Below are 18745 nucleotides of genomic sequence, written 5' to 3'. Positions count from 1 at the left end.
GGGGGTCGATAGTACCGTTAGCCGGAATGCCGGGCCCCGCGATTTCTGACACCCTCGATGGAGTGATGTCTTTTGGCCTGCGGTGTTTGATAGTCGACGACAGCGACGCGTACTGCGTCGCTGTGAGTCGGTTGCTCGAATCGGCGGGCATTGTCGTGGTCGGAACGGCATCGACATTGCTCGACGCAGTTCGCGCCGCACAGTCGACACACCCCAGTCTCGTACTGGTCGATATAGATCTAGGCACCGACAGCGGCTTCGACGTCGTCGAAGCGCTCGATGCGGTAGCCCTGACACCGAAGCCGGCCATCATTCTGGTCTCCACGCACGACGAGGACGACTTCGTGGACCTGGTAGAAACGAGCTCGGCGGTCGGGTTCCTTCCCAAGTTCGAACTCTCGGCCGCCGCCATCGACACCATGCTCCGCCCATGACCGGGTGTCATCCGACGGTGTCGAGGTAGAGGATCACGGCCCGTACCCGACGATGGTCGTCGGCAGTCTCCGCCAGATCCAGTTTGGTGAGAATGCTGCGCACATGTTTCTCGACGGTTCCCTCGGTGATCCACAGACGCTTACCGATGCCGGAATTCGACAGTCCCTCGGCCATCAACGTCAGAACGTCGCGTTCGCGAGTACTCAATGCGCCCAACGGGTCTCCGCGACGCTTCGCCGCCACCAACTCGTAGACCAGCGCCGGATCGATCACCGATGCGCCGGCAGCGACGCGATCGATCGTCGAGACGAAATCGGCCACATCGGTCACCCTGCTCTTGAGGAGATATCCGATGCCCTTCGCGCCGTTGTGTCCACTGTCGAGAAGCTCGAGTGCATGGTCGACCTCGACGTGTGCGGACAGCAGCAACAGCGCTACGTCCGGGAATTCGGACCGAATACGCAATGCCGCGTCGAGCCCCTCGGCGGTGTAAGACGGTGGCATCCTGATGTCGATGATCGCCAGGTCGGGTTGGTCTCGAGTGAGCAGCGCCAGCAGTTCCTCGGCATCGCCGGCTCGGCCGACGACGCTCAGACCCGCCTCGGTGAGCAGGCTGGACATGCCCTCACGCAGTAGTACGTCGTCGTCTGCGATCACCACTCGAATGTCGGACATCGTGCTCCCTGGACCGCGTCGATTCGCAACATCCTAAGCGAAAGGGTGTGCCGTCATCGGTCGTTCGACCCACGTGCGGGACCGAGTGGTCCTAATTCGGCGTCGAGCACTTTCTGTACGACGCGCATCGCAGCGAGCGCGGCCGGTGCTCCGCAGTAGCCCGCTGTGTGAATGACGGTCTCGGTGATTTCCGTTCTGGTGAGGCCGTTGCGAAGCGCTCCGCGCACGTGGCCTGCAAGTTCCTCGTTCGCTCGCAACGCGATGAGGATTCCGAGATTGAGCAGACTGCGGCTGCGGTGATCGAGTCCGGGGCGCGTCCACACACCTCCCCACACCGTGTCGGTGACGAAATCCTGCAGTGCAGCGGAGTCGGTGTTCTCGGCATCGGCGAAGGCCCGCTCGACGAACTCTTCACCCATCACGTGTTGCCGAATGTCGAGTCCGTCCTGGAAGCGCGGGCCTCTGTTCTCGGTGGAGAATTGGTCGTCGATCATGCTGCTGCCTTTCGTCTGCCGTGGTGTCGTCAGATCATGTCAGGCGCAGATGGGCGAGGTCTCGATTCGGCCGCGACCCTTGTTCCAGCGATGAAGGGGGTGGAGTATCGAACACGCTCGCTTACCGAACCTTTGGAGGCTGCCTACATGAAACATGTTCGTGCACTTGTATTTTTCGCATCCGTTGTCCTCGGGTCGGCTCTGGTGACGGTGGGTACTGCGTCCGCGGCAACAGCAGTACCCTTTCAGATCAACCCTGCGCCGTTCGGAAATCCCAACGGAAGTTTCGATGCGCCCTCGGTTCGATGTATCGCTGTCGTCGGAGAGCAGGCCGGCACGATCAGAATCACCGGTGGCAAAGAACGCGGGTGGGGCTGCCTCATCTCGTCCCAGGTGTACTGGGTCAACCTGTCGAGCGGGGCGGTCGGCACCGCCGTGACCTCGGCGGGCCTGCAGGGCTTCGTTCCTGAAGCGACCCTGGCGACCGGTCCCGGTCAGGTTGTGATCACGATTGTCTCGAACGGCGGCATCGTCACTCCGGGCCTGGCGACGGTGTCCGTTCCGTAGGGGTGACCTATTCCCGCGACGCGTCGGGTCGACCTGTGTCCGTAGGTGGGTCGCCACGATCGGGTGGGACAATCCCCGGCTTGCGTGTAGCTCCCATGAACGCCGAACCGCCGACCGAGCTTTCGATTCCGTGAAAAGTTCCGCTTCGCATCCTGGCGCGAAGTAAGCGCGCGATCGCGACGAAGACAACAAGAACCGCGACGACGGCGGCGACCACCAACGCAGTGTCCACAGCGGCCCTCCCTGTTCGTCCGTACTCCCTACCGTCGGACATCGTCGCGTCGCTGTCGAACGCCTATGGATCTGTCGAGCTCGAGAACGCGGCCGATCCGATCAGCGACGACCAGTCGATCCGTCGTCGTGCGGGGACGCGTATTTACCGGGTGGTTGTTCCTCGCGAGTGGCTTCGAGGAACAGCTGGAGAAAGGACGAATGTTCGGGGCGTTTCTGGGTGGATTTCTTTCCGTGAGGCTCTTCGGATTGCTGTCGCATTTCGATTCGCGCCCTCCCGTATCGGCTGCTCGGAGAGCTCACGTCATTGCTGACTCCGGCAAACAGTCTCAGATTTTGAATAGTCAAACAACTGAGATAGTACCGAAGTGCCGAGGAGAACGACCGACTACCGATGTTCGGCGGCGGCGAGGAATGTTGTTTCGACGATTGTCAGGAGGCGAATCCGGTCGGTCGTAGGCCCACAGGGTTCACATTCCGGCGGCAGTCGGGGGTTCGATCAGCATTCTCTTGATGACCTTGCCGGTCGCGGTGCGGGGGAGTTCGTCGAGGAACGTGATGTCCCGCGGAACGCAGAAGCGGCTCAGCCGGTTTCGAATGTAGGCACGCACCATGTCTGCATCGAGACCTGCGGCGCCGCGTCCGACGACGAACGCTGCAAGACGTTGTCCGTACTCGCTGTCGGGCACACCGACAACTGCGACCTCGCCGACCTGGGGGAGATTGGCGATTGCATCCTCGACCGGTCCCGGGAATACGTTCTCGCCACCGGAAATGATCATCTCGTCGTCCCTGCCGCACACGAACAACCGCCCGTTGCAGTCGATGTACCCGAGATCTCCGGTGTCCATCAACGCGGCTCCACGTGCAGATGCGGTGGGCGGAGGTTCGGCGTTGGTGTAGCCGTCGAACAGCATGTCGTTCCCTACGAAGATTCGGCCGAGGCTTCCCACGGGTAGGGTCGCACCCTCCGCATCGAGCACCGCGATCGTCGTACCGAGCGGTGGCCGTCCCGCGGTGCCTGGGGAAGCTCGCAGGTCGTCGGGGGTAGCGATCGTGGCCCACGAGACCTCGGTGGAGCCGTAGAAGTTGTAGAGAACATCACCGAAGACGTCCATGAATCGGCTGACGGTCGATCCGGTCAGGGCAGACCCGCTGCAGGCCACGACTCGGAGACTGGAGGTGTCGTACCGAGATCGCACCGCCTCCGGCAGATCGAGGATGCGCTGAAGCATGATCGGCACGGCTATCAAAGAGGTGCAGCGGTGCGTCTCGATTGCGCGCAGACAGTCTTCTGGATCGAACCGATCCTGGAGAACTACCGTTGCGCGCAGGGGCGTGCTGATCTGCAGTGCAGCCAACCCCCAGCTGTGAAACATCGGGGCCGCGATGAGCATCCGCTCGTTCATCCGGAGAGGCATTCGCGACAGCATGGCCGCGATGGTGCCGAAGCCCCGTGGTGTGGGACGGAGTGCGCCCTTCGGCGACCCGCTGGTCCCCGATGTCAGGACGACGACCGATCCGGGGCGATCGGGTCTGACGAACGTGGCGGACGGCGATGCGACGAAGTGCTCCAAGGTACGTCGACGCGGAACGGCGGTGTGCGCGGAGAGGCTGACTCGGGTGACGTCCTCCGGGAGGTACCGAATCATCGTGTCGAATTCGTCGTCCAAGAACAACATCCGAAGCTGGTGGCGGGCGGCGATCGCCTCGATCTGACGGGCCGCGAGGCCGGTGTTGAGTAGCACTACCTCGACGCCGAGCATGCCGCACGCGACGGTGCATTCGATCATCGCCGAGTGGTTTCGGGCCAGTATCCCGACGGTGCTTCCCGGGCGAATGTCGGATGCTGCGAGACCTGCAGCGATGCGATGCGACCGGTGGTGGATCTCCGAGAACGTGCGGGTTCCACGGTCGTCGATCACGGCGATCTCATCGGGTGACTTCGCTGCCGCTGCCGCGAATCCGCCACCCAGAGTGAAGCCCCACTTCGACAGGGAGTTCAACTGTCTGTACGCGCGGTCGGGGCGCGCAGCACGAACGACACCGGTCGCGACCATCGTCTTCAGAATCGCCAGTTGTAGCGACCGCGAGTCTCCACTGTTCGACACTATCGACGTCGGGGTACCGGAAAGAGAATTCTCCAGTCTGCGAAGACCCCCCACGACCCAATCTACGACAGCGCGGTTGTGTTCGGGCTGGGGTGCATACGCCCCGCCGAGACCTGCCCTGAACACGGTCACGTCGATCTTGGTCTCGCCGGCCGATCGTCTCGTCAGGGTGAATCTGATGAAGCCGCCGGACTCGGTGTGCTCGATCGTGATGATCGGTTGATTACGCCGGTTCACCACGAGCTCGAGGTTGTGCTCGACGCCGCCGACGCCGCATCGATACCCGGTGGCGGTGTCACGCAACGTGCAGTATTCGAGACCGGCGAAGTAGCGTGGGAACAACTCGACCGCGCTCAAGACCTCGCACACCTGCTCGAGGTCGTGTGCGAACACAACCTTGCAGTCGATGACGTCCGAAACCATTCCCCACCCCTGTACCCGCCGAGGCGGACGACAACGCCGCATCAGCACCGACCAGGGGATGGCGGCGAGCGCTTGGAACGGGTCATCCGCCTGGATGAAATCGCTATGGTAATCCCGGTGCACGGTTTCGGGGGTGGAATCGGCCGAACTCGGTTCTCGACAGCCGACAACTCGGTGCGAACCCTGAGCGCCCGATCGTTGCGAGACTTCTGACGCGTCCGACTAGGTCCAGACGTCGCTGAACGGAACGGTACGGCCCAGGATTCGTTCTGCGGCGCGATGGCCCGACTTCATTGCTGCGGTGACCGTTGCCGGGTCGTCGGTCCAGGTGGCCTCACCCGCGAGATGCAGCACACCTCCGATCGGCGTGGCGAGATCGTCGTGATCGCGAGTCCGGGAACCGACCGTCATGTAGGAGTACGAACCGTACGAGAACGGATCGTCCTGCCACCGAGTGACATACACACTGTCCGGCGGGACGACGCGGTCGCCGTAGATGCCACGCAACGTGCGGATGATCGAGTCCCCGATACGTTCGTCCGACCAGTGTCGGGTCTGCTGTGCACAGGGCCCTGCTGCGAACGTCAACAGCGTGGGTCTGCCATTCGGCTGGGTCACGTCGTACCACGAGTGCCACCAGCGCCCGGCTTCGCCCTGCTGCCGTATTGCGTAGACGTTCTCGTCCCAGAACTTGACCGGGAACCGGAGGAACACTTTCTCGAAGGCGTTCATGTCGAGCCGGTCGAGAGCACCCGAAACTGGTTCTGGTAGCGGAGGTTCGACGGTAAAATTCGGCGACTTCAGTACCCCGATCGGCACTGTCACCACGGCGCGATCAGCCGAGAACGAGCCTGCTGCGGTTGTCACGACCACTCCCTCGTCGCCCCAGCGGACCTGCGTGACCTGATGTTCGAGTCGGACGTCCAATCCCTCGGTGAGACAGACGGCGAGTTCGTCGTAGCCGTCGGGAAACACGACTTCGTCGCCGTCGATGGCGTCGTCGTCCAAACCGTGTGCGTCGAGATCCCCCTGGGCTACCCCCAGCTGTTCCTCGGCTCGATGGCCGAGAAATTCGCGCACTCGGTCCAGGCGGTCGATGTCCCAATTGAGTCGAGTCAGAGTCGCTTCCACCGCATCACCGAACGATGTCCGTGGAGAGGCCTGGTCAACGGTCCTGGCGAACAGACCGTCGAAGTCGTGAACGTCGGCGGCGAATCGTGCGGCGGCGGACTCGCTCAACCTGACACCGGTAGGGGAGTAGTACGCAATGGGTCGGCCATCGGGTTGATAGCTACCCACGGTGAACTCGACTGTCTGCATACCGAAAGCTCGCACGGCGTCGGCGAGGGGGTTGTCGTCGATCCCGTGAATCCAGGACGCACCGACGTCGAAGGGGTTGCCGTCGCCGCGCACCGTCCACACACGACCGCCCACGCGATCGCGAGCCTCGAGAACCACTACTCGCCGACCCTCACCGTGCAGAATCCTGGCTACGGTTGCACCGGAGATTCCCGCTCCCACCACGATCGTGTCGAAATGGGTCATAGCTGCTCCGATCACGTGGTGGGCCTGCTCAGTTTCCTCGACCGGGATTGCCCGGACCTGAATTGCCGTTGCCGGGGTTTCCCGGACCCGAACTGCTGTTTCCGGGGCCTGAATTGCCGTTGCCGGAGTTGCCGGGGCCTCCGTTGCCGGGGCCCGAGTTGCCGTTGCCGTTGCCGTTGCCGTTGCCGTTGTTGGTGCCGGGGCCTTCGTTCTGCTGTGGTGCGGCTGGTGCGGCGGGTTGGACCAGCACCGGATTCGACGACGGTGTCATTTCGGCGTCGGTCGGGTTCGAGAAGATGGTTGCCGAAGGCTGCGGCAACTGCGTCGTGGGCACCGCGATCGTCGACTCGTTCGGTATCGGTGTCGCCGGTGTAGCAGGCACCTGACCCGGGTCGTCGCTCGCGCTGGACGCGATCCAGATGATGCCCGCTCCGAGCGCAAGGACGAGCGCGGCCGCCGCCCCAGGAACCATCCACCGTCGACGCGGAGGACGGTGTGCGGTGCCGACCGGGTCAGCAGCCGCAACCACGTGTGTGCGCTCGACAGGTATCACGGCAGTCGGGGGGAGCGGGGTTGCACTTCGGAGGATCCTGCGCAGTCGGTGCGCGACCGCAGCTGCGTCCGGGCGGTCCTCCGGCTGCCGAGACGTCATGGCCGTCAGCAGCGAGTGCCACTCCGGCCCGAGCTCCTGGGGAACGGCGGGATCGCGGTGCAGTCGCGCTACCGCGGCGGCCACCGCGCTGCCCTCGAATACCATTGTGCCGGTGAGGCACTCGATGAGAACGAGGCCGAGCGTGTAGATATCGGTCGGCGGTCCCGCAGACGTACCGGTCGCCTGTTCCGGGCTGAGATAGTGCGCGGTGCCCACTGTGGTGCCGTGCTCTGTGAGTCGATCGGAGTCGACGATGCGGGCGATGCCGAAATCGGCCAGTTTCGCGCACTGCCCCGCCCCTGAGTCCGGGACGTGCGCGATCAGGATGTTGGCTGGTTTGATGTCTCGGTGCACCACACCCCGGTCGTGGATGTACGCGAGCGCCTCCGCCAGCTCGCTTCCGATGCGCGCGACGTGGACGGCGTGCATCGCCCTGTTCTGGCGAAAGCTGTTCAGCGTCGGTCCGTCGATCAATTCCATCACCAGATAGGGCGACGGAATTCCTGTGGCGTCCGGCGCAGTCCCTGCGTCGTACAACGTGACCAGGCCCGGATGCGACAGCGACGCCAAGGTTCGAATCTCCGCGTCGATCCGTCGAACCGTGTCCACCGGCTCGCCGTGGCGGAATATCTTCACTGCCACGGACCTGCCGAGGACCTGGTCTTCTGCGTGCACCACGTCGGCCATCGCGCCGCGCCCCAGCACTGCGCCCAGTCGATAACGATCCGCGAACAGACGATCCTGAGCAGCGCGGAAACGGGCATCCTCCTCCATCGTGATTCACCCGCCGTTCGTCGACTACTCCGAGCACCTTATAGCCAACCGATCGTCGTTCGGAGTGCAGTCCGTTCTCGACACTGCGGTTCCGTCGGGCATGATGATTCACCGGGTGGGGGACAGACCGAGCAGGCGTCGAGGAAGGTCCTACCCATGCGTCCCCAATCGACGAATGCGCAGATATCGCCGATGTCGATCGACATCACGTCGGCTTACCAGCCGATAGTGTCTTTGGACGACCGCGCCGTGGTGGGGTACGAGGCCCTCGTGCGGACCAGGGGCGACGGTCCGTCCATTGCTCCGCCGGAGCTGCTGCGCGTTGCACGGGAGCAGCGTGTGACCGCCGACTTCGACTGGCGGTGCAGAGCGAGCGCCCTGCACGGTGCCGTCGAGGCCGGTTATCCCGATGAGCTGGCGCTGTTCGTCAACGCCGAACCCACCGCACTCGACAGTCCGCCACCCGGAGACCTCCTGCCGCTGATCGCCGAGGCAGCGCGGCTGTCGATCACCGTCGAAATCACCGAACGAGACCTGATGGGCGATCCGGCCGGTCTGCTGAGGGCGGCCGAGCACGCCCGAAATTTGGGTTGGCGGGTCGCAATCGACGACGTGGGTGCAGACTCGTCCAGCCTGGCGTTGATCCCGTTGTTGCGCCCCGACGTGATCAAGCTCGATATGGCCCTCGTGCAAGAGCGTTCGACCGACCAGACCGCTGCCATAGTCGCTGCCGTCGCCGCCGAGGCCGAGCGAACCGGTGCCCTCGTGTTGGCCGAGGGAATCGAAACCGACACACACGAAAGCTGCGCACGCGACATGGGTGCCGTTCTGGGGCAAGGTTTTCTCTACGGCGCTCCGGGGCCACTACCGGACTTCGACGACGTTTCCCACCACGCTGGATCGCTCGAGCTCGATGCGACTGTCACCGTCCGCGCTCCGGTCGCGGTAACACCCTTCGGTCTCACCCACCATCTCGGTGCCCGCAGGCATGCCGAGACAACGTTTCTCGAGGCCATCGAGAACAGCCTGCTGAACAGTGCGTTCGGCACCGGACCGTCGACGGTCGTGTTGACAACAGTGAACGTGTCGAACCGGCTGACGCCCGTACGTGCCGCCGTCCTCGACGAGCTGGCTGCGCGCACCGCTCTCGTGACAGTTTTCGGCTCCGATCCAGCGTTGATGCAGCACCGCTTTCGGTCGGTGCCGGTGAGGGAGAACGAGCCGTTGGCGCTGGAGCGCTCGACAGTGATCGTGGCACCGATGTCGAGCGCGGCATTGATCGCTGTCGAATGTGGTGTCACGGACGATGGCGCGACGCTCTACGACTACCGCTTGACCTACGACCGCGACGTCGTACTCGACGCGGCCACAGTGCTCCTCAGGCGAATTCCTGCTCGGCTCACGCCATGATTGCCTGATCCCTTCGGTCGAATTCAGGTAAACATCAACTAGAAAAAGGTAAGCGGCTTCGATTGCGCTCCCCGTGCTGTGCACTCGTAGGTGTGAGCTCTCACCCCCTCGGCAGCGACTTTCTGGCCGCGGATGGAGGCGACACTCAGCTCCATCGAGACTGCGATCAACAACGCGTTCGATCCGATCTCCACTGTGTGACGGCTCGAACCGAACCGAACCGAATCGAATCGACGAGACTGGCCAAGGTATCAGTCTCGCCGATTTCGGCTATCAGCTATATCTCTTTGACTGATGTTCCATAGTGATCGACAGTGGTGGTAGTCACATACACGCCACAACGAAAGTCGGCCTTCGTGGACATTTCAACGATTTCTCTCCCCATCTTCGCGGTTGGGACCGCTGCAACGGGCGGCAAGCCGCACGCCGTTCTACTGAAGAGCGGTCGGCTGCTGGATCTCGACTCGGTGGCAGATCGGCTCGGCCTTTCGGCACCCATCACGACCCGTGATCTGCTCGACGTCTGGGATCGGGTACTGCCGGTCCTGCGTTCCTTCGACGATGCAGACGGACAATGGACCGACGCCTCCGATGCCACGGTGCACGCGCCGGTCGAACCCCGCCAGATTCTGCAAGCCGGAGCCAACTACCGCACTCACGTCATCGATCTCGCGGTCAAGCACGCCGACACTGCCGACGGCAGGACCGAGGACGAGGTTCGCGCCGAGACCGCGGCCATGATGGACAAGCGTGCGGCGGAGGGCGAACCGTATTTCTTCGTCGGGTTGCCCTCGGCGATCACCGGGCCGTACGACGAGGTCGTTCTGCCTCCCGGCACGTCCAAGAACGACTGGGAGCTCGAACTCGTTGCCGTCGTAGGACGTTCGGGTTACCGCTTGCATCGGTCCGAGGCTCTCGACGTGGTCGCCGGCTATACGATCGGAAACGACCTGACCACGCGTGAGTTGGTGTTCCGGCGCGATATGCCCGAGATCGGCACCGACTGGCTACGGGCGAAGAACGCACCGGGCTTCCTGCCCCTCGGTCCGTGGATCGTGCCGAAGGACGACGCGGGCGACGTCGCGCAGATGCGGCTGACCCTCGAACTCGACGGCACGACAATGCAGGACGAATCCACCGCGGACATGCTCTTCGACGTGGCCGCACTTGTCTCTGCCGTCTCACAGACGGTACGACTGCTGCCCGGCGACCTCGTTCTGACGGGCAGTCCGGCCGGCAACGGAATGCACTGGGGTCGGTTGCTGCGCGACGGCGACGTGATGACCTCCACCATCACCGGTCTCGGCTACCAGCAGACACCGGTCGTGGGAAGCGCGTCATGACATCGGTCTTGGTCATCGGAGCCGGAATTGCAGGGTCGGCAGTGAGCATCGCACTGGCTCGAGGCGGAGCGTCCGTGGACGTCGTCGAGGCCGCGCCACGGTCGAGCGCGAGCGGATCCGGGATCACGTTGCAGGGCAACGCGTTGCGCGCACTGCGAGCGCTCGAGGTGTGGGACGACGTTCGGGCCTGCGGCTACGGATTCGACACCATCGGGATCCGCGCCCCCGACGCCGACGGCACTGTCATCGTCGAGATGGACGACGCCCGCACCGGTGGGCCGGATCTTCCGGCCGGAATGGGTATGGAACGACCCGTTCTCGCCGGGATACTGCACGAGGCTGCCGAACGCGTGGGAGCCAAGATTCGATTCGACACTGTCGCCAATGGATTGGCGCACAGCGAGACCGGTACATCGGTTACATTCTCGGATGGCACCGAAAGCCATTACGACCTGGTGATCGGCGCGGACGGAGTGCGGTCGTGGACGCGCCGCACACTCGGGATCGAACTCGAGACCGAGCGCACCGGAATGGGCATCTGGCGTCTGGTCGGACCACGTCCGGCAAGTGTCGTGCGCACCGAGCTCTATTACGGCGGAGCAGCTTTCATTGCCGGCTACTGCCCGACCGGTGAGGACTCGCTGTACGCCTACATCGTCGAGGCCGCGCAGGACCACACGCATTCGACGGCAGAGGAACGCCTCGCGGTGATGCAGAACCTGGCCGCGCAGTATCACGGGCCCTGGGACGAGATCCGAGAGCAACTGCGCGATTCGACGAAGATCAACTACACCTGGTTCGAGAGCCACGTCCTCGAGGGACGGTGGCATCGAGGCCGCGTCGTGCTGATCGGCGATGCGGCACATTGCTGTCCACCCACCGTCGCTCAGGGCGGGGCGCAAGCGCTCGAGGACGCACTGGTGCTCGCCGAGATGGTGCTCGCCGCCGACGCCGTCGACGACGCGGTTCTCGATGCCTTCGTCGCGCGCAGACTACCCCGTGCGAAACAGGTGGTGGAGGCATCACGACAGATCTGTACCTGGATGCTCGAGTCCGATCCTCACACAGACGTACCCGCTGTGATGGGGCGCGTGTCCGCACTCGTCACCGAGGTGCCCTGATGCATCCGATCATCGACGTCCACGCACATACCATCGTTCCCGAGGTCGAGGCCGTGGTTGCAGGCCACCCTGGCCTGGTTGCGCACCGCGCACTCGATGCGCTGCGCAACGGTGCCGAGTCGCAGCAGGTTTCGGGCCGGATGGTGGCGTCGAAGATTCCGCAGCTCACTACGATCGATCGTCGGCTCGCGGACATGGATGCCGCAGAAATCGACGTGCAGGTGGTGTCTCCCTCGCCCTCTCAGTATCACTACTGGGCCGATCGAGAACTGGCCGAAGTGGTGACGGCGAGTGCGAATCGTGGAATCGCCGCACTCGTCGCGGAGGAGCCCAGCCGATTGACCGGTCTGGGACTGATCGCGCTGCAACATCCGGATACAGCCGTCGATGCGCTCGACGATGCTGTGCTCACCTGTGGTCTGGCCGGTGTGGAAATATCCTCGTTCGCACCGGGTGTGGAGCTGTCGGACGAACGTCTCGAGCCGTTCTGGAGCCGAGCCGCGTACCTCGGTGCAGTGGTCTTTCTGCACCCTTTCGGATGTTCGCTGGACGAGCGCCTGGACAAGTACTACCTGTCCAACACAGTGGGGCAACCGGTGGAGAACGCGGTCGCCCTGTCCCATCTGATCTTCTCCGGTGTACTCGATCGCCACCCGGACCTGAAAGTCGTTGCCGCGCATGGCGGTGGATACCTTCCCGCGTACCTGGGCAGATCCGACCATGCGTGGCGGGTCCGACCCGAGGCTCGGCGCTGTGTGCTCCCGCCGAGTGACTATCTCGGGCGCATCGCGTTCGACAGCCTCGTCCACGGTCCCGGTGCGTTGCGTGCGCTGATCGATGCCGTGGGGCCACAGTCCGTGGTTCTGGGCTCGGACTACCCGTTCGACATGGGCAACGAAAACCCGGTTGCCGAGCTACGCGCGGCCGATCTCTCGGCCGACGTCGCCCGATCCATTCTCAGCGGCAACGCCGATCGCCTCGGATTGTCGCCTGCATCAACAGGAGTGAACTCATGAACGAATACGCCTTCACGCACCTCCGTCATGTGGATCTCGCAGTACCGGACTTCGACAAGCAGCACGACTTCTACACTCGTCAGTGGGGGCTGACCGCGGTCGGAACCGACGGCGACATCACGTATCTCGCCGCCGAAGGTTCACCCGAGCAGTACGTGGTTCGGATCCGCAAGGATTCCGACAAGCGACTCGACCTGGTGTCCTACGGGATGTCGGACGCCGCAGCGGTGGACGCCTTGGCGGAGCGCCTCGCGGTGGGAGGAGTGCAGTTGGTGAACGAGCCGAACACCCTGCAGACCATGGGCGGCGGATACGGGTTCCGATTCTTCGACATCGACGGTAGGACGATCGAGGTGTCGTCCGACGTGGCCGTGCGCCGACATCGCAAAGTCGAAGAGGGCGAATCCATTCCGGTTAAACTCTCGCATGTGGTTCTGAACTCGCCCGACCCCGAGAAAACCGTGGAGTTCTACGACAGGTGGTTCGGCTTCAAGCTTTCCGACACCCTGATGCATCCACGGATGGGCAACATGATGTGGTTCCTGCGCACCAACGCGCAGCACCACAGCATGGCCGTCGCCCGCGGACCGCACGTTTCACTGCACCACGCGTCCTTCGAGCTTCGTGGGCTCGACGAATACATGCGCGGCACCGGCCGGATGCTGAGGGCGGGGGTGGAGAAGATCTGGGGCCCCGGCCGTCACCAGGCCGGAAACAACACCTTCTCCTACTTTCTCGATCCCAACGGAAACACCATGGAGTACACGACAGAACTCGAGACTCTCGACGAGGACACATGGCATCCCCATCTACTCGACTTCTCGCTGCCGGAGGTCTCCGACCAGTGGGGCACCGCGAATGCGATGAACGAATTCGTTGCCACCCGATCCTTCAACGATCCGGACAAGGGTCTGTTCGTGGCGCCGCCGGCATGATCCTCGCAACGTACGTTCACGGCGGCGAGGCGACGGCCGGCGTCGTCGCCGACGGCATGGTCCACTCGTTGGACTGCACCATGGCCGAGATGCTCGCGACAGGACTGCCCGCGGCGCTCGAGGCAGGAGCGCGGGCGGTCGGAGCGCACGGGGTTCCGATAGCGGATGTTCGCCTCCTTGCACCGTTGCAGCCGTCCACCATTCGAGACTTCGTGACGTTCGAGGAACACGTCGAAGGAGTGCGCCGCAGCGTCGACGGTCAGGCCGGTGTGGTCGACGCGTGGTACGAGGCACCTCGGTTCTACTTCACCAACCCGTACACGGTGCACGGGACCGGCGATACCGTTTGTCCGCCGGAAGCATGTGTCGATCTAGACTTCGAGCTGGAAGTCGCTGCGGTGGTGGGCAAATCGGGCTCCAGCGTGTCCGTGGACGATGCCGGTGGGCACATCTTCGGATACACGATCCTCAACGACTGGTCGGCTCGCGACATTCAGCGACGCGAGATGCAGGTGAGCCTGGGGCCCGCGAAGGGCAAGGATTTCGCCAACACGCTCGGCCCCTGGATCGTCACGGCCGACGAGTTCGACGCATATCGCATTGAGGACGGATTCTTCGAGGTCGGCTGCTCGGTGGAGGTCAACGGTGAGGAAATCGGACGTGATTCGCTCGCGAACATGGGGTGGACCTTCGATTCCATGCTGGCCTACGCCTCACGTGACTCCTGGGTACATCCGGGGGACGTGCTGGGCAGTGGAACAGTCGGCAACGGTGGGTGTCTGGCCGAACTGTGGGGTCGCAGGGGAGAGCAGAGTCCCGAGCCCCTGGCCTTCGGGGACGTGGTGACGATGACGGTCGACGGAATCGGATCGATCACGAACATCGTCGGCAGACCGCGATCGACGCCGCGCGTGCCGCCGGCGAGGCGTCCCGATCGTGAGCAGAATCGAGCACGGACGAGTCATGTCTGATCTGACGGGACGGGTGGTCGTGGTCACCGGTGCCGATGGAGGCATCGGACATGCGGTGGCCGCGTGCGCGCGGGACCACGGCGCGACGGTCGTCGGGGTGGACCACGTAAGCGGATTCGACGTGACGAGCGAGCAGGATTGGGCCGCGCTGATGGACTCGATCGACGGCCCCGTACACGGGCTGGTGAACTGCGCGGGCATCACGTGGCGATCCCGACTCGCGCACGTGCGGCCCGACGACATGGCGAGGATCTACTCGGTGAACGTGATCGGAACCCTGCTGGCTGTCCAGGCCGTCGGGGCTCGAATGCCCTCGGGCAGTTCGATCGTGAACGTGGGATCGCTTGCGGCACTGACCGCGCACTACCCGGTCGCCTACACCGCAGCCAAATGGGCCTTGCGTGGATTGACCAAGGCTGCCTCCCTCGAATGGGGATCACGAGGTGTGCGAGTGAACATCGTGCATCCGGGATTCATCGATACCGCGATGACCCGCTCGGCTCCCGGGGTCTTTCGCGAGGCATCGATTGCGGAGACACCGCTGGGTCGAGCAGGCGAACCCACGGAAGTCGCGCGAGTCGCTGTGTTCCTGCTCGGAGACGAATCGTCGTTCGTCACGGGTGCGGAAATCCCCGTCGACGGCGGAGCGAGTTCGCACGGCGGCGTCAAATCCATCGCGGACGCGCTCCGCGCCGAGAATCGAAAGGAATCGACATGAGCGATGTCTCGCTCGATCGAACCGATCCCGAAGGTGAGATCGCCGCCGCGGCTACGCGAAACTCGAACTGGGGCAGATGGGGTGAGACCGACGTCCTGGGAACCATGAACTTCCTCACCGACGAGATACGCAGCGATGCAGCGAGTCTCGTCCGCTCCGGCGTGTCGTTCTCGCTGTCTCAGAGCTTCGACATGGACGGCCCTCAGCGCGGCTGGCGGCGGCGAACCAATCCGGTCCATACGATGCTCGACACCGGTACCGACGCCGTCAGCGGAATTCAGGGCTTCCCGCACGGACTCGGGGGAGCGGACGACGTCGTGTCGATGCCCCTGCAGTGCTCGACGCAATGGGACGGGCTGGGGCACATCTTCGATCACGGCAAGGCGTGGAACGGACGCGACGCCGACAAGGTCGTCACCTCGCTCGGCGATGCAGTGACCGGAATCGAAACCGTAGCCAACGGTATCGTCGGACGCGGAGTCCTGCTCGATGTGGGTCGGCACTGTGGTGAAAGCGGGGAACTACCCGACGGGTTCGCGATCACCACAGCGCATCTGCATTCCACCATCGAAGTGCAAGGACCATCGTCGACGGTCCGGCGGGGAGATCTGGTGTTGGTCCGTACCGGGCAGCTCACCCGCGCGCGCCGCTGCGGTTGGGGTGAGTACGCGGGCGGTCCGGCACCGGGTTTGTCGTTCACGACCGCAGACTGGTTGCATGACAGCGAGATCGCCGGAATCGCAACCGATACTTGGGGGTTCGAGGTTCGGCCGAACGAGTTCGACGTGGCGTTCCAGCCGCTGCACCAGGTGGCGATCCCCAACATCGGCTTGTTCCTGGGCGAGATGTGGGACCTCGATGCCCTGGCGGAGCACTGTGCGGGGGACGGTACTTACGACTTCTTCCTTACGGCCGCACCGATTCCGGTGACGGGTGCGGTGGGGGCTCCGGTGAATCCGATAGCCGTCAAGTAGGCCAGGGGGCGTTGGGCTCGTCGGTAGCCATCGAGGCTGCTCGGGTGACCAGATCGCGGAGAAACAGGTGTTCGGGATCTCGCTCGTAGACCGGATGCCACCACATGGCCTCCACCAGTTCCCCGACGTCGACGGGGCATGCGACGGTCCGGAGACCGATGTTCAACGGCAGCAAGTGAACCAAGCGCTCCTGCAGTAGCGCGATTCGCTTGCTGCCGACGACGAGTTGGGGCACTGTGAGGAAGCTTTCGGTGATCACCTGCACGGTCGGCTCGATCCCGAGCATGCGCAACTGGCGCGCAGCAGGCGTCGATGCGGTTTGACCGTGATAGACCACGACCCAGGGCGATGTTCTCAGATCGTCCGTCGTCATCGATTCGCCCACGTCGTCGTTGTCGGACGAGAGCACCATCACCCACCGATCCCGGTACAGATCGCGGTGGGGGAGATCGGTGACAAATCCATGCGGAACCAGCATGAGGTCGGATCCGAGTAAGGAATGCTCGGCGCGGGCAACCAGGTCCGGACTGGTAGGGCCGAATCGCAAACGCGCTCGCGGCGCGGCCTCGGTAAACAGACCTGCCAGTGTGTCGCCCAGAACTCCGATCCCGTAGTCGCTCACCAGAATACTGAATTCGCGAGTACTCTCCGCCGGGTCGAAATCAGGCTGTGCGGAGAAGACGCGTTCGACGCCGTCGAGGGCGAGGCGCACACGTTGCCGTAGCTCGGCAGCCAAGGGACTCAGGTGATACTCGTTGCCCACGCGGTAGAGCAGGTTGTCGTCGAAATGCCTGCGCAGCCGGCCGAGTGAGGCCGACAGCGCAGGCTGGCTCAAGCCCAGTTGGTTCGCTGCCTTCGTCACGCTGCGATGCTGAAGCAGCGCATCGAGTGAGACGAGAAGATTGAGATCCAAATTGGCGACACTGTGCACTTCCCGCATGGTGCAAGCCTATCTCTGCTCGACTGCGTGAAGCAGCGGGTTCGGTATCTGGGGCGCAGCGGATGTCACGGTTGTAGCGACGGTTTCCGTACGAACTGCGAACTGCGGAGGAGGAGCGCAGTGAGCACAGCCAGAACTCCCAAAGCTGAAAGGGCTGCGGTCAATCCGCCCAATGCGAGCGCAAAGGCCAGAACCACGAGCGGGCTGAGGAATTGCCCCAGGAAGATCGAAGCGGTGAACGCTCCCGTACCGCGAGCTCGTTGCGCGAACTCCAGCCCACCGATTACCCACATCAGCAGGGTCGGCAGCAGCATTCCCGATCCGCCGGAGGCAACGATTCCTCCGGCGGCAACCATCGCTGCACTCGGGGCAAGCCCCACGACAACCAGTCCAACACCGGCGACCCCGAATGCTATGGGCAGCAGTACTTTCGTGCCACGGTCGGAGATCCGTCCGAACACGAAGGCAGCCGCCGCGGTCGCTACCGCGACGATGGCGCTGATCGCCCCGATCGTCCCCGGGTTGTCGATACCGACGTCGTCGAGTTTGAGCGGTATCTGGACGATCGGTGTGTAGAAGACGGCCCCACCGAACAGGGTGACGGTCAGTGGCAAGGCGAGGGGACGCCATGCGAGGCCGTGCACCGTGCAGGCCTCCGTATCTGCGTTGGGTTGCCACAGCGCGAACGGCACGATGGCGGCGAAGACGACGCCCACCGAGTAGAGCCAGAACGGTGTCCGCCACGTGTCCTGCGCCAACATCCCACCGAGTGCGATGAAGACGACTGCCGACAACGAGGTGAACGCAATCTGCAGTCCGAAGTACCGGGCCCGCTGTTTCCCCGTGAAGTAGTCGGCGATCAGGGTGGTGCAGCACGTCATGATCCCGGCTTCCGCAATTCCCACCCCGAGACGGGAGAGGACGATGAGAAGCAGGGAATCGAGCAGAAGTGGGGCGATGCCGCACACGGAATACAGGACGAGGGCAACGGTGAGTAATCGTATGCGGCCGAGGCTGTCCGCGATTCGTCCCGCCGTAAACGCGAGAAGACCGATCATCAGCGCTGGAGCGGTAATCGTGAGTGGCACGAGCGCATTCACGCCAGCGGTCTCGGAGAAGTGCTCGAGCATCTGCGGTTGCAGCGGCGCGAGCAGAACAGCCCCGAGAACGGGTAGGCAGCTCATCGATACGAGAAACAGCCCGTGGCTGCGGCCGGCCTGCCTCTCGGTGGATTCGAGTCCGGATCCAAGGTGTGTCATCGACGATCTCCAGGAAATAGAGTGAGGCGCATCACGGTCGAATCACAGTCTCGGACGCACCGGGCGATCAGGGAAGTAGTGATCGCTGACGGTGGGTATCAATCGAATCTATGGGGCCGATCGGACTGGACGAGTGTGAGCGAGAACTCGA

The 18745-nt window shown here is 63.7% G+C and carries 17 protein-coding genes; 10 read left to right on the top strand and 7 right to left on the bottom strand.

From position 1 onward, the window contains the following. Positions 1 to 65 precede the first annotated feature (65 nt). On the top strand, positions 66 to 434 hold the full coding sequence (locus tag ACQR3T_RS08175) for a response regulator (RefSeq protein ID WP_428692972.1): 369 nt from the start codon (positions 66 to 68) through the stop codon (positions 432 to 434). Between the two features lie 7 nt (positions 435 to 441). Here ACQR3T_RS08175 and ACQR3T_RS08170 read toward each other — a convergent pair whose 3' ends face one another. Both ACQR3T_RS08170 and ACQR3T_RS08165 read right to left on the bottom strand, forming a co-directional pair. Then, complete coding sequence (locus tag ACQR3T_RS08170) at positions 442 to 1110, bottom strand: response regulator (RefSeq protein WP_032377981.1); 669 nt, start codon at positions 1108 to 1110, stop codon at positions 442 to 444. 53 nt (positions 1111 to 1163) lie between these two features. Next, on the bottom strand, positions 1164 to 1604 hold the full coding sequence (locus ACQR3T_RS08165) for a carboxymuconolactone decarboxylase family protein (protein ID WP_428692971.1): 441 nt from the start codon (positions 1602 to 1604) through the stop codon (positions 1164 to 1166). A 147-nt stretch (positions 1605 to 1751) separates the two neighbouring features. Between ACQR3T_RS08165 and ACQR3T_RS08160 the strand changes: the two genes are divergently transcribed. Beyond that, positions 1752 to 2171 carry a hypothetical protein gene (locus ACQR3T_RS08160; protein WP_428692970.1) on the top strand — a complete coding sequence of 140 codons (420 nt, stop codon included), beginning with the start codon at positions 1752 to 1754 and terminating at the stop codon, positions 2169 to 2171. A gap of 701 nt (positions 2172 to 2872) precedes the next feature. On the opposite strand, the gene ACQR3T_RS08155 is transcribed toward ACQR3T_RS08160, so the two are convergent. From ACQR3T_RS08155 to ACQR3T_RS08145, 3 genes are all read right to left on the bottom strand, one after another. After that, complete coding sequence (locus ACQR3T_RS08155) at positions 2873 to 4936, bottom strand: AMP-binding protein (protein ID WP_428692969.1); 2064 nt, start codon at positions 4934 to 4936, stop codon at positions 2873 to 2875. Positions 4937 to 5158: 222 nt separating this feature from the next. Then, the gene (locus ACQR3T_RS08150) at positions 5159 to 6481 is read right to left on the bottom strand and encodes a flavin monoamine oxidase family protein (protein WP_428692968.1); all 1323 of its coding nucleotides are present in this window, start codon (positions 6479 to 6481) and stop codon (positions 5159 to 5161) included. 28 nt (positions 6482 to 6509) lie between these two features. Beyond that, positions 6510 to 7907 (bottom strand): serine/threonine-protein kinase, encoded by a 1398-nt coding sequence (locus tag ACQR3T_RS08145; RefSeq protein ID WP_428692967.1) that lies wholly within the window; start codon positions 7905 to 7907, stop codon positions 6510 to 6512. 156 nt (positions 7908 to 8063) lie between these two features. Here ACQR3T_RS08145 and ACQR3T_RS08140 point away from each other — a divergent pair, with 156 nt between their 5' ends. The 8 genes from ACQR3T_RS08140 (at position 8064) to ACQR3T_RS08105 (ending at position 16395) form a co-directional block, all read left to right on the top strand. Next, complete coding sequence (locus tag ACQR3T_RS08140) at positions 8064 to 9317, top strand: EAL domain-containing protein (RefSeq protein ID WP_032377977.1); 1254 nt, start codon at positions 8064 to 8066, stop codon at positions 9315 to 9317. Between the two features lie 356 nt (positions 9318 to 9673). Further along, complete coding sequence (locus ACQR3T_RS08135) at positions 9674 to 10660, top strand: fumarylacetoacetate hydrolase family protein (protein ID WP_428692966.1); 987 nt, start codon at positions 9674 to 9676, stop codon at positions 10658 to 10660. Further along, positions 10657 to 11781, top strand: coding sequence for an FAD-dependent monooxygenase (locus tag ACQR3T_RS08130; RefSeq protein ID WP_428692965.1), 1125 nt, complete (start codon positions 10657 to 10659; stop codon positions 11779 to 11781). The genes ACQR3T_RS08135 and ACQR3T_RS08130 overlap by 4 nt, the downstream gene beginning before the upstream one ends. Continuing rightward, on the top strand, positions 11781 to 12797 hold the full coding sequence (locus ACQR3T_RS08125) for an amidohydrolase family protein (protein WP_428692964.1): 1017 nt from the start codon (positions 11781 to 11783) through the stop codon (positions 12795 to 12797). The genes ACQR3T_RS08130 and ACQR3T_RS08125 overlap by 1 nt, the downstream gene beginning before the upstream one ends. Then, positions 12794 to 13732, top strand: a complete 939-nt coding sequence (locus ACQR3T_RS08120; RefSeq protein ID WP_428692963.1) for a VOC family protein — start codon at positions 12794 to 12796, stop codon at positions 13730 to 13732. The genes ACQR3T_RS08125 and ACQR3T_RS08120 overlap by 4 nt, the downstream gene beginning before the upstream one ends. Then, positions 13729 to 14703: a fumarylacetoacetate hydrolase family protein gene (locus ACQR3T_RS08115; RefSeq protein WP_094618467.1), complete on the top strand. Its 975-nt coding sequence runs from the start codon at positions 13729 to 13731 to the stop codon at positions 14701 to 14703. The genes ACQR3T_RS08120 and ACQR3T_RS08115 overlap by 4 nt, the downstream gene beginning before the upstream one ends. Next, positions 14696 to 15421, top strand: coding sequence for an SDR family NAD(P)-dependent oxidoreductase (locus ACQR3T_RS08110; RefSeq protein WP_094618466.1), 726 nt, complete (start codon positions 14696 to 14698; stop codon positions 15419 to 15421). Before ACQR3T_RS08115 ends, ACQR3T_RS08110 begins: the two co-directional genes overlap by 8 nt. Then, positions 15418 to 16395, top strand: a complete 978-nt coding sequence (locus ACQR3T_RS08105) for a cyclase family protein (protein ID WP_032377971.1) — start codon at positions 15418 to 15420, stop codon at positions 16393 to 16395. Before ACQR3T_RS08110 ends, ACQR3T_RS08105 begins: the two co-directional genes overlap by 4 nt. Here the strand turns inward: ACQR3T_RS08105 and ACQR3T_RS08100 are convergent. Together ACQR3T_RS08100 and ACQR3T_RS08095 are read right to left on the bottom strand one after the other, a co-directional pair. Then, positions 16388 to 17335 carry a LysR family transcriptional regulator gene (locus ACQR3T_RS08100; protein ID WP_032377970.1) on the bottom strand — a complete coding sequence of 316 codons (948 nt, stop codon included), beginning with the start codon at positions 17333 to 17335 and terminating at the stop codon, positions 16388 to 16390. The two genes, ACQR3T_RS08105 and ACQR3T_RS08100, sit on opposite strands and share 8 nt — an antisense overlap. 65 nt (positions 17336 to 17400) lie before the next feature. Beyond that, positions 17401 to 18594: an MFS transporter gene (locus ACQR3T_RS08095; protein ID WP_428692962.1), complete on the bottom strand. Its 1194-nt coding sequence runs from the start codon at positions 18592 to 18594 to the stop codon at positions 17401 to 17403. Positions 18595 to 18745 lie beyond the last annotated feature (151 nt).

It is taken from the genome of Rhodococcus sp. IEGM1428 (assembly GCF_050321865.1).
Classification (GTDB): Bacteria; Actinomycetota; Actinomycetes; order Mycobacteriales; family Mycobacteriaceae; genus Rhodococcoides.
This window is presented reverse-complemented; position numbering and strand designations above follow the sequence as displayed.

What these genes read in the sequence shown, in the direction of transcription:
- ACQR3T_RS08140 (WP_032377977.1), top strand. Translation starts at nt 8,064, where the DNA reads ATGCGTCCCCAATCGACGAATGCGCAGATATCGCCGATGTCGATCGAC.
- ACQR3T_RS08105 (WP_032377971.1), top strand. Translation starts at nt 15,418, where the DNA reads ATGAGCGATGTCTCGCTCGATCGAACCGATCCCGAAGGTGAGATCGCC.
- ACQR3T_RS08175 (WP_428692972.1), top strand. Translation starts at nt 66, where the DNA reads ATGTCTTTTGGCCTGCGGTGTTTGATAGTCGACGACAGCGACGCGTAC.
- ACQR3T_RS08115 (WP_094618467.1), top strand. Translation starts at nt 13,729, where the DNA reads ATGATCCTCGCAACGTACGTTCACGGCGGCGAGGCGACGGCCGGCGTC.
- ACQR3T_RS08130 (WP_428692965.1), top strand. Translation starts at nt 10,657, where the DNA reads ATGACATCGGTCTTGGTCATCGGAGCCGGAATTGCAGGGTCGGCAGTG.
- ACQR3T_RS08120 (WP_428692963.1), top strand. Translation starts at nt 12,794, where the DNA reads ATGAACGAATACGCCTTCACGCACCTCCGTCATGTGGATCTCGCAGTA.
- ACQR3T_RS08095 (WP_428692962.1), bottom strand. Translation starts at nt 18,594, where the DNA reads ATGACACACCTTGGATCCGGACTCGAATCCACCGAGAGGCAGGCCGGC.
- ACQR3T_RS08110 (WP_094618466.1), top strand. Translation starts at nt 14,696, where the DNA reads ATGTCTGATCTGACGGGACGGGTGGTCGTGGTCACCGGTGCCGATGGA.
- ACQR3T_RS08100 (WP_032377970.1), bottom strand. Translation starts at nt 17,335, where the DNA reads ATGCGGGAAGTGCACAGTGTCGCCAATTTGGATCTCAATCTTCTCGTC.
- ACQR3T_RS08155 (WP_428692969.1), bottom strand. Translation starts at nt 4,936, where the DNA reads ATGGTTTCGGACGTCATCGACTGCAAGGTTGTGTTCGCACACGACCTC.
- ACQR3T_RS08150 (WP_428692968.1), bottom strand. Translation starts at nt 6,481, where the DNA reads ATGACCCATTTCGACACGATCGTGGTGGGAGCGGGAATCTCCGGTGCA.
- ACQR3T_RS08160 (WP_428692970.1), top strand. Translation starts at nt 1,752, where the DNA reads ATGAAACATGTTCGTGCACTTGTATTTTTCGCATCCGTTGTCCTCGGG.
- ACQR3T_RS08165 (WP_428692971.1), bottom strand. Translation starts at nt 1,604, where the DNA reads ATGATCGACGACCAATTCTCCACCGAGAACAGAGGCCCGCGCTTCCAG.
- ACQR3T_RS08145 (WP_428692967.1), bottom strand. Translation starts at nt 7,907, where the DNA reads ATGGAGGAGGATGCCCGTTTCCGCGCTGCTCAGGATCGTCTGTTCGCG.
- ACQR3T_RS08125 (WP_428692964.1), top strand. Translation starts at nt 11,781, where the DNA reads ATGCATCCGATCATCGACGTCCACGCACATACCATCGTTCCCGAGGTC.
- ACQR3T_RS08170 (WP_032377981.1), bottom strand. Translation starts at nt 1,110, where the DNA reads ATGTCCGACATTCGAGTGGTGATCGCAGACGACGACGTACTACTGCGT.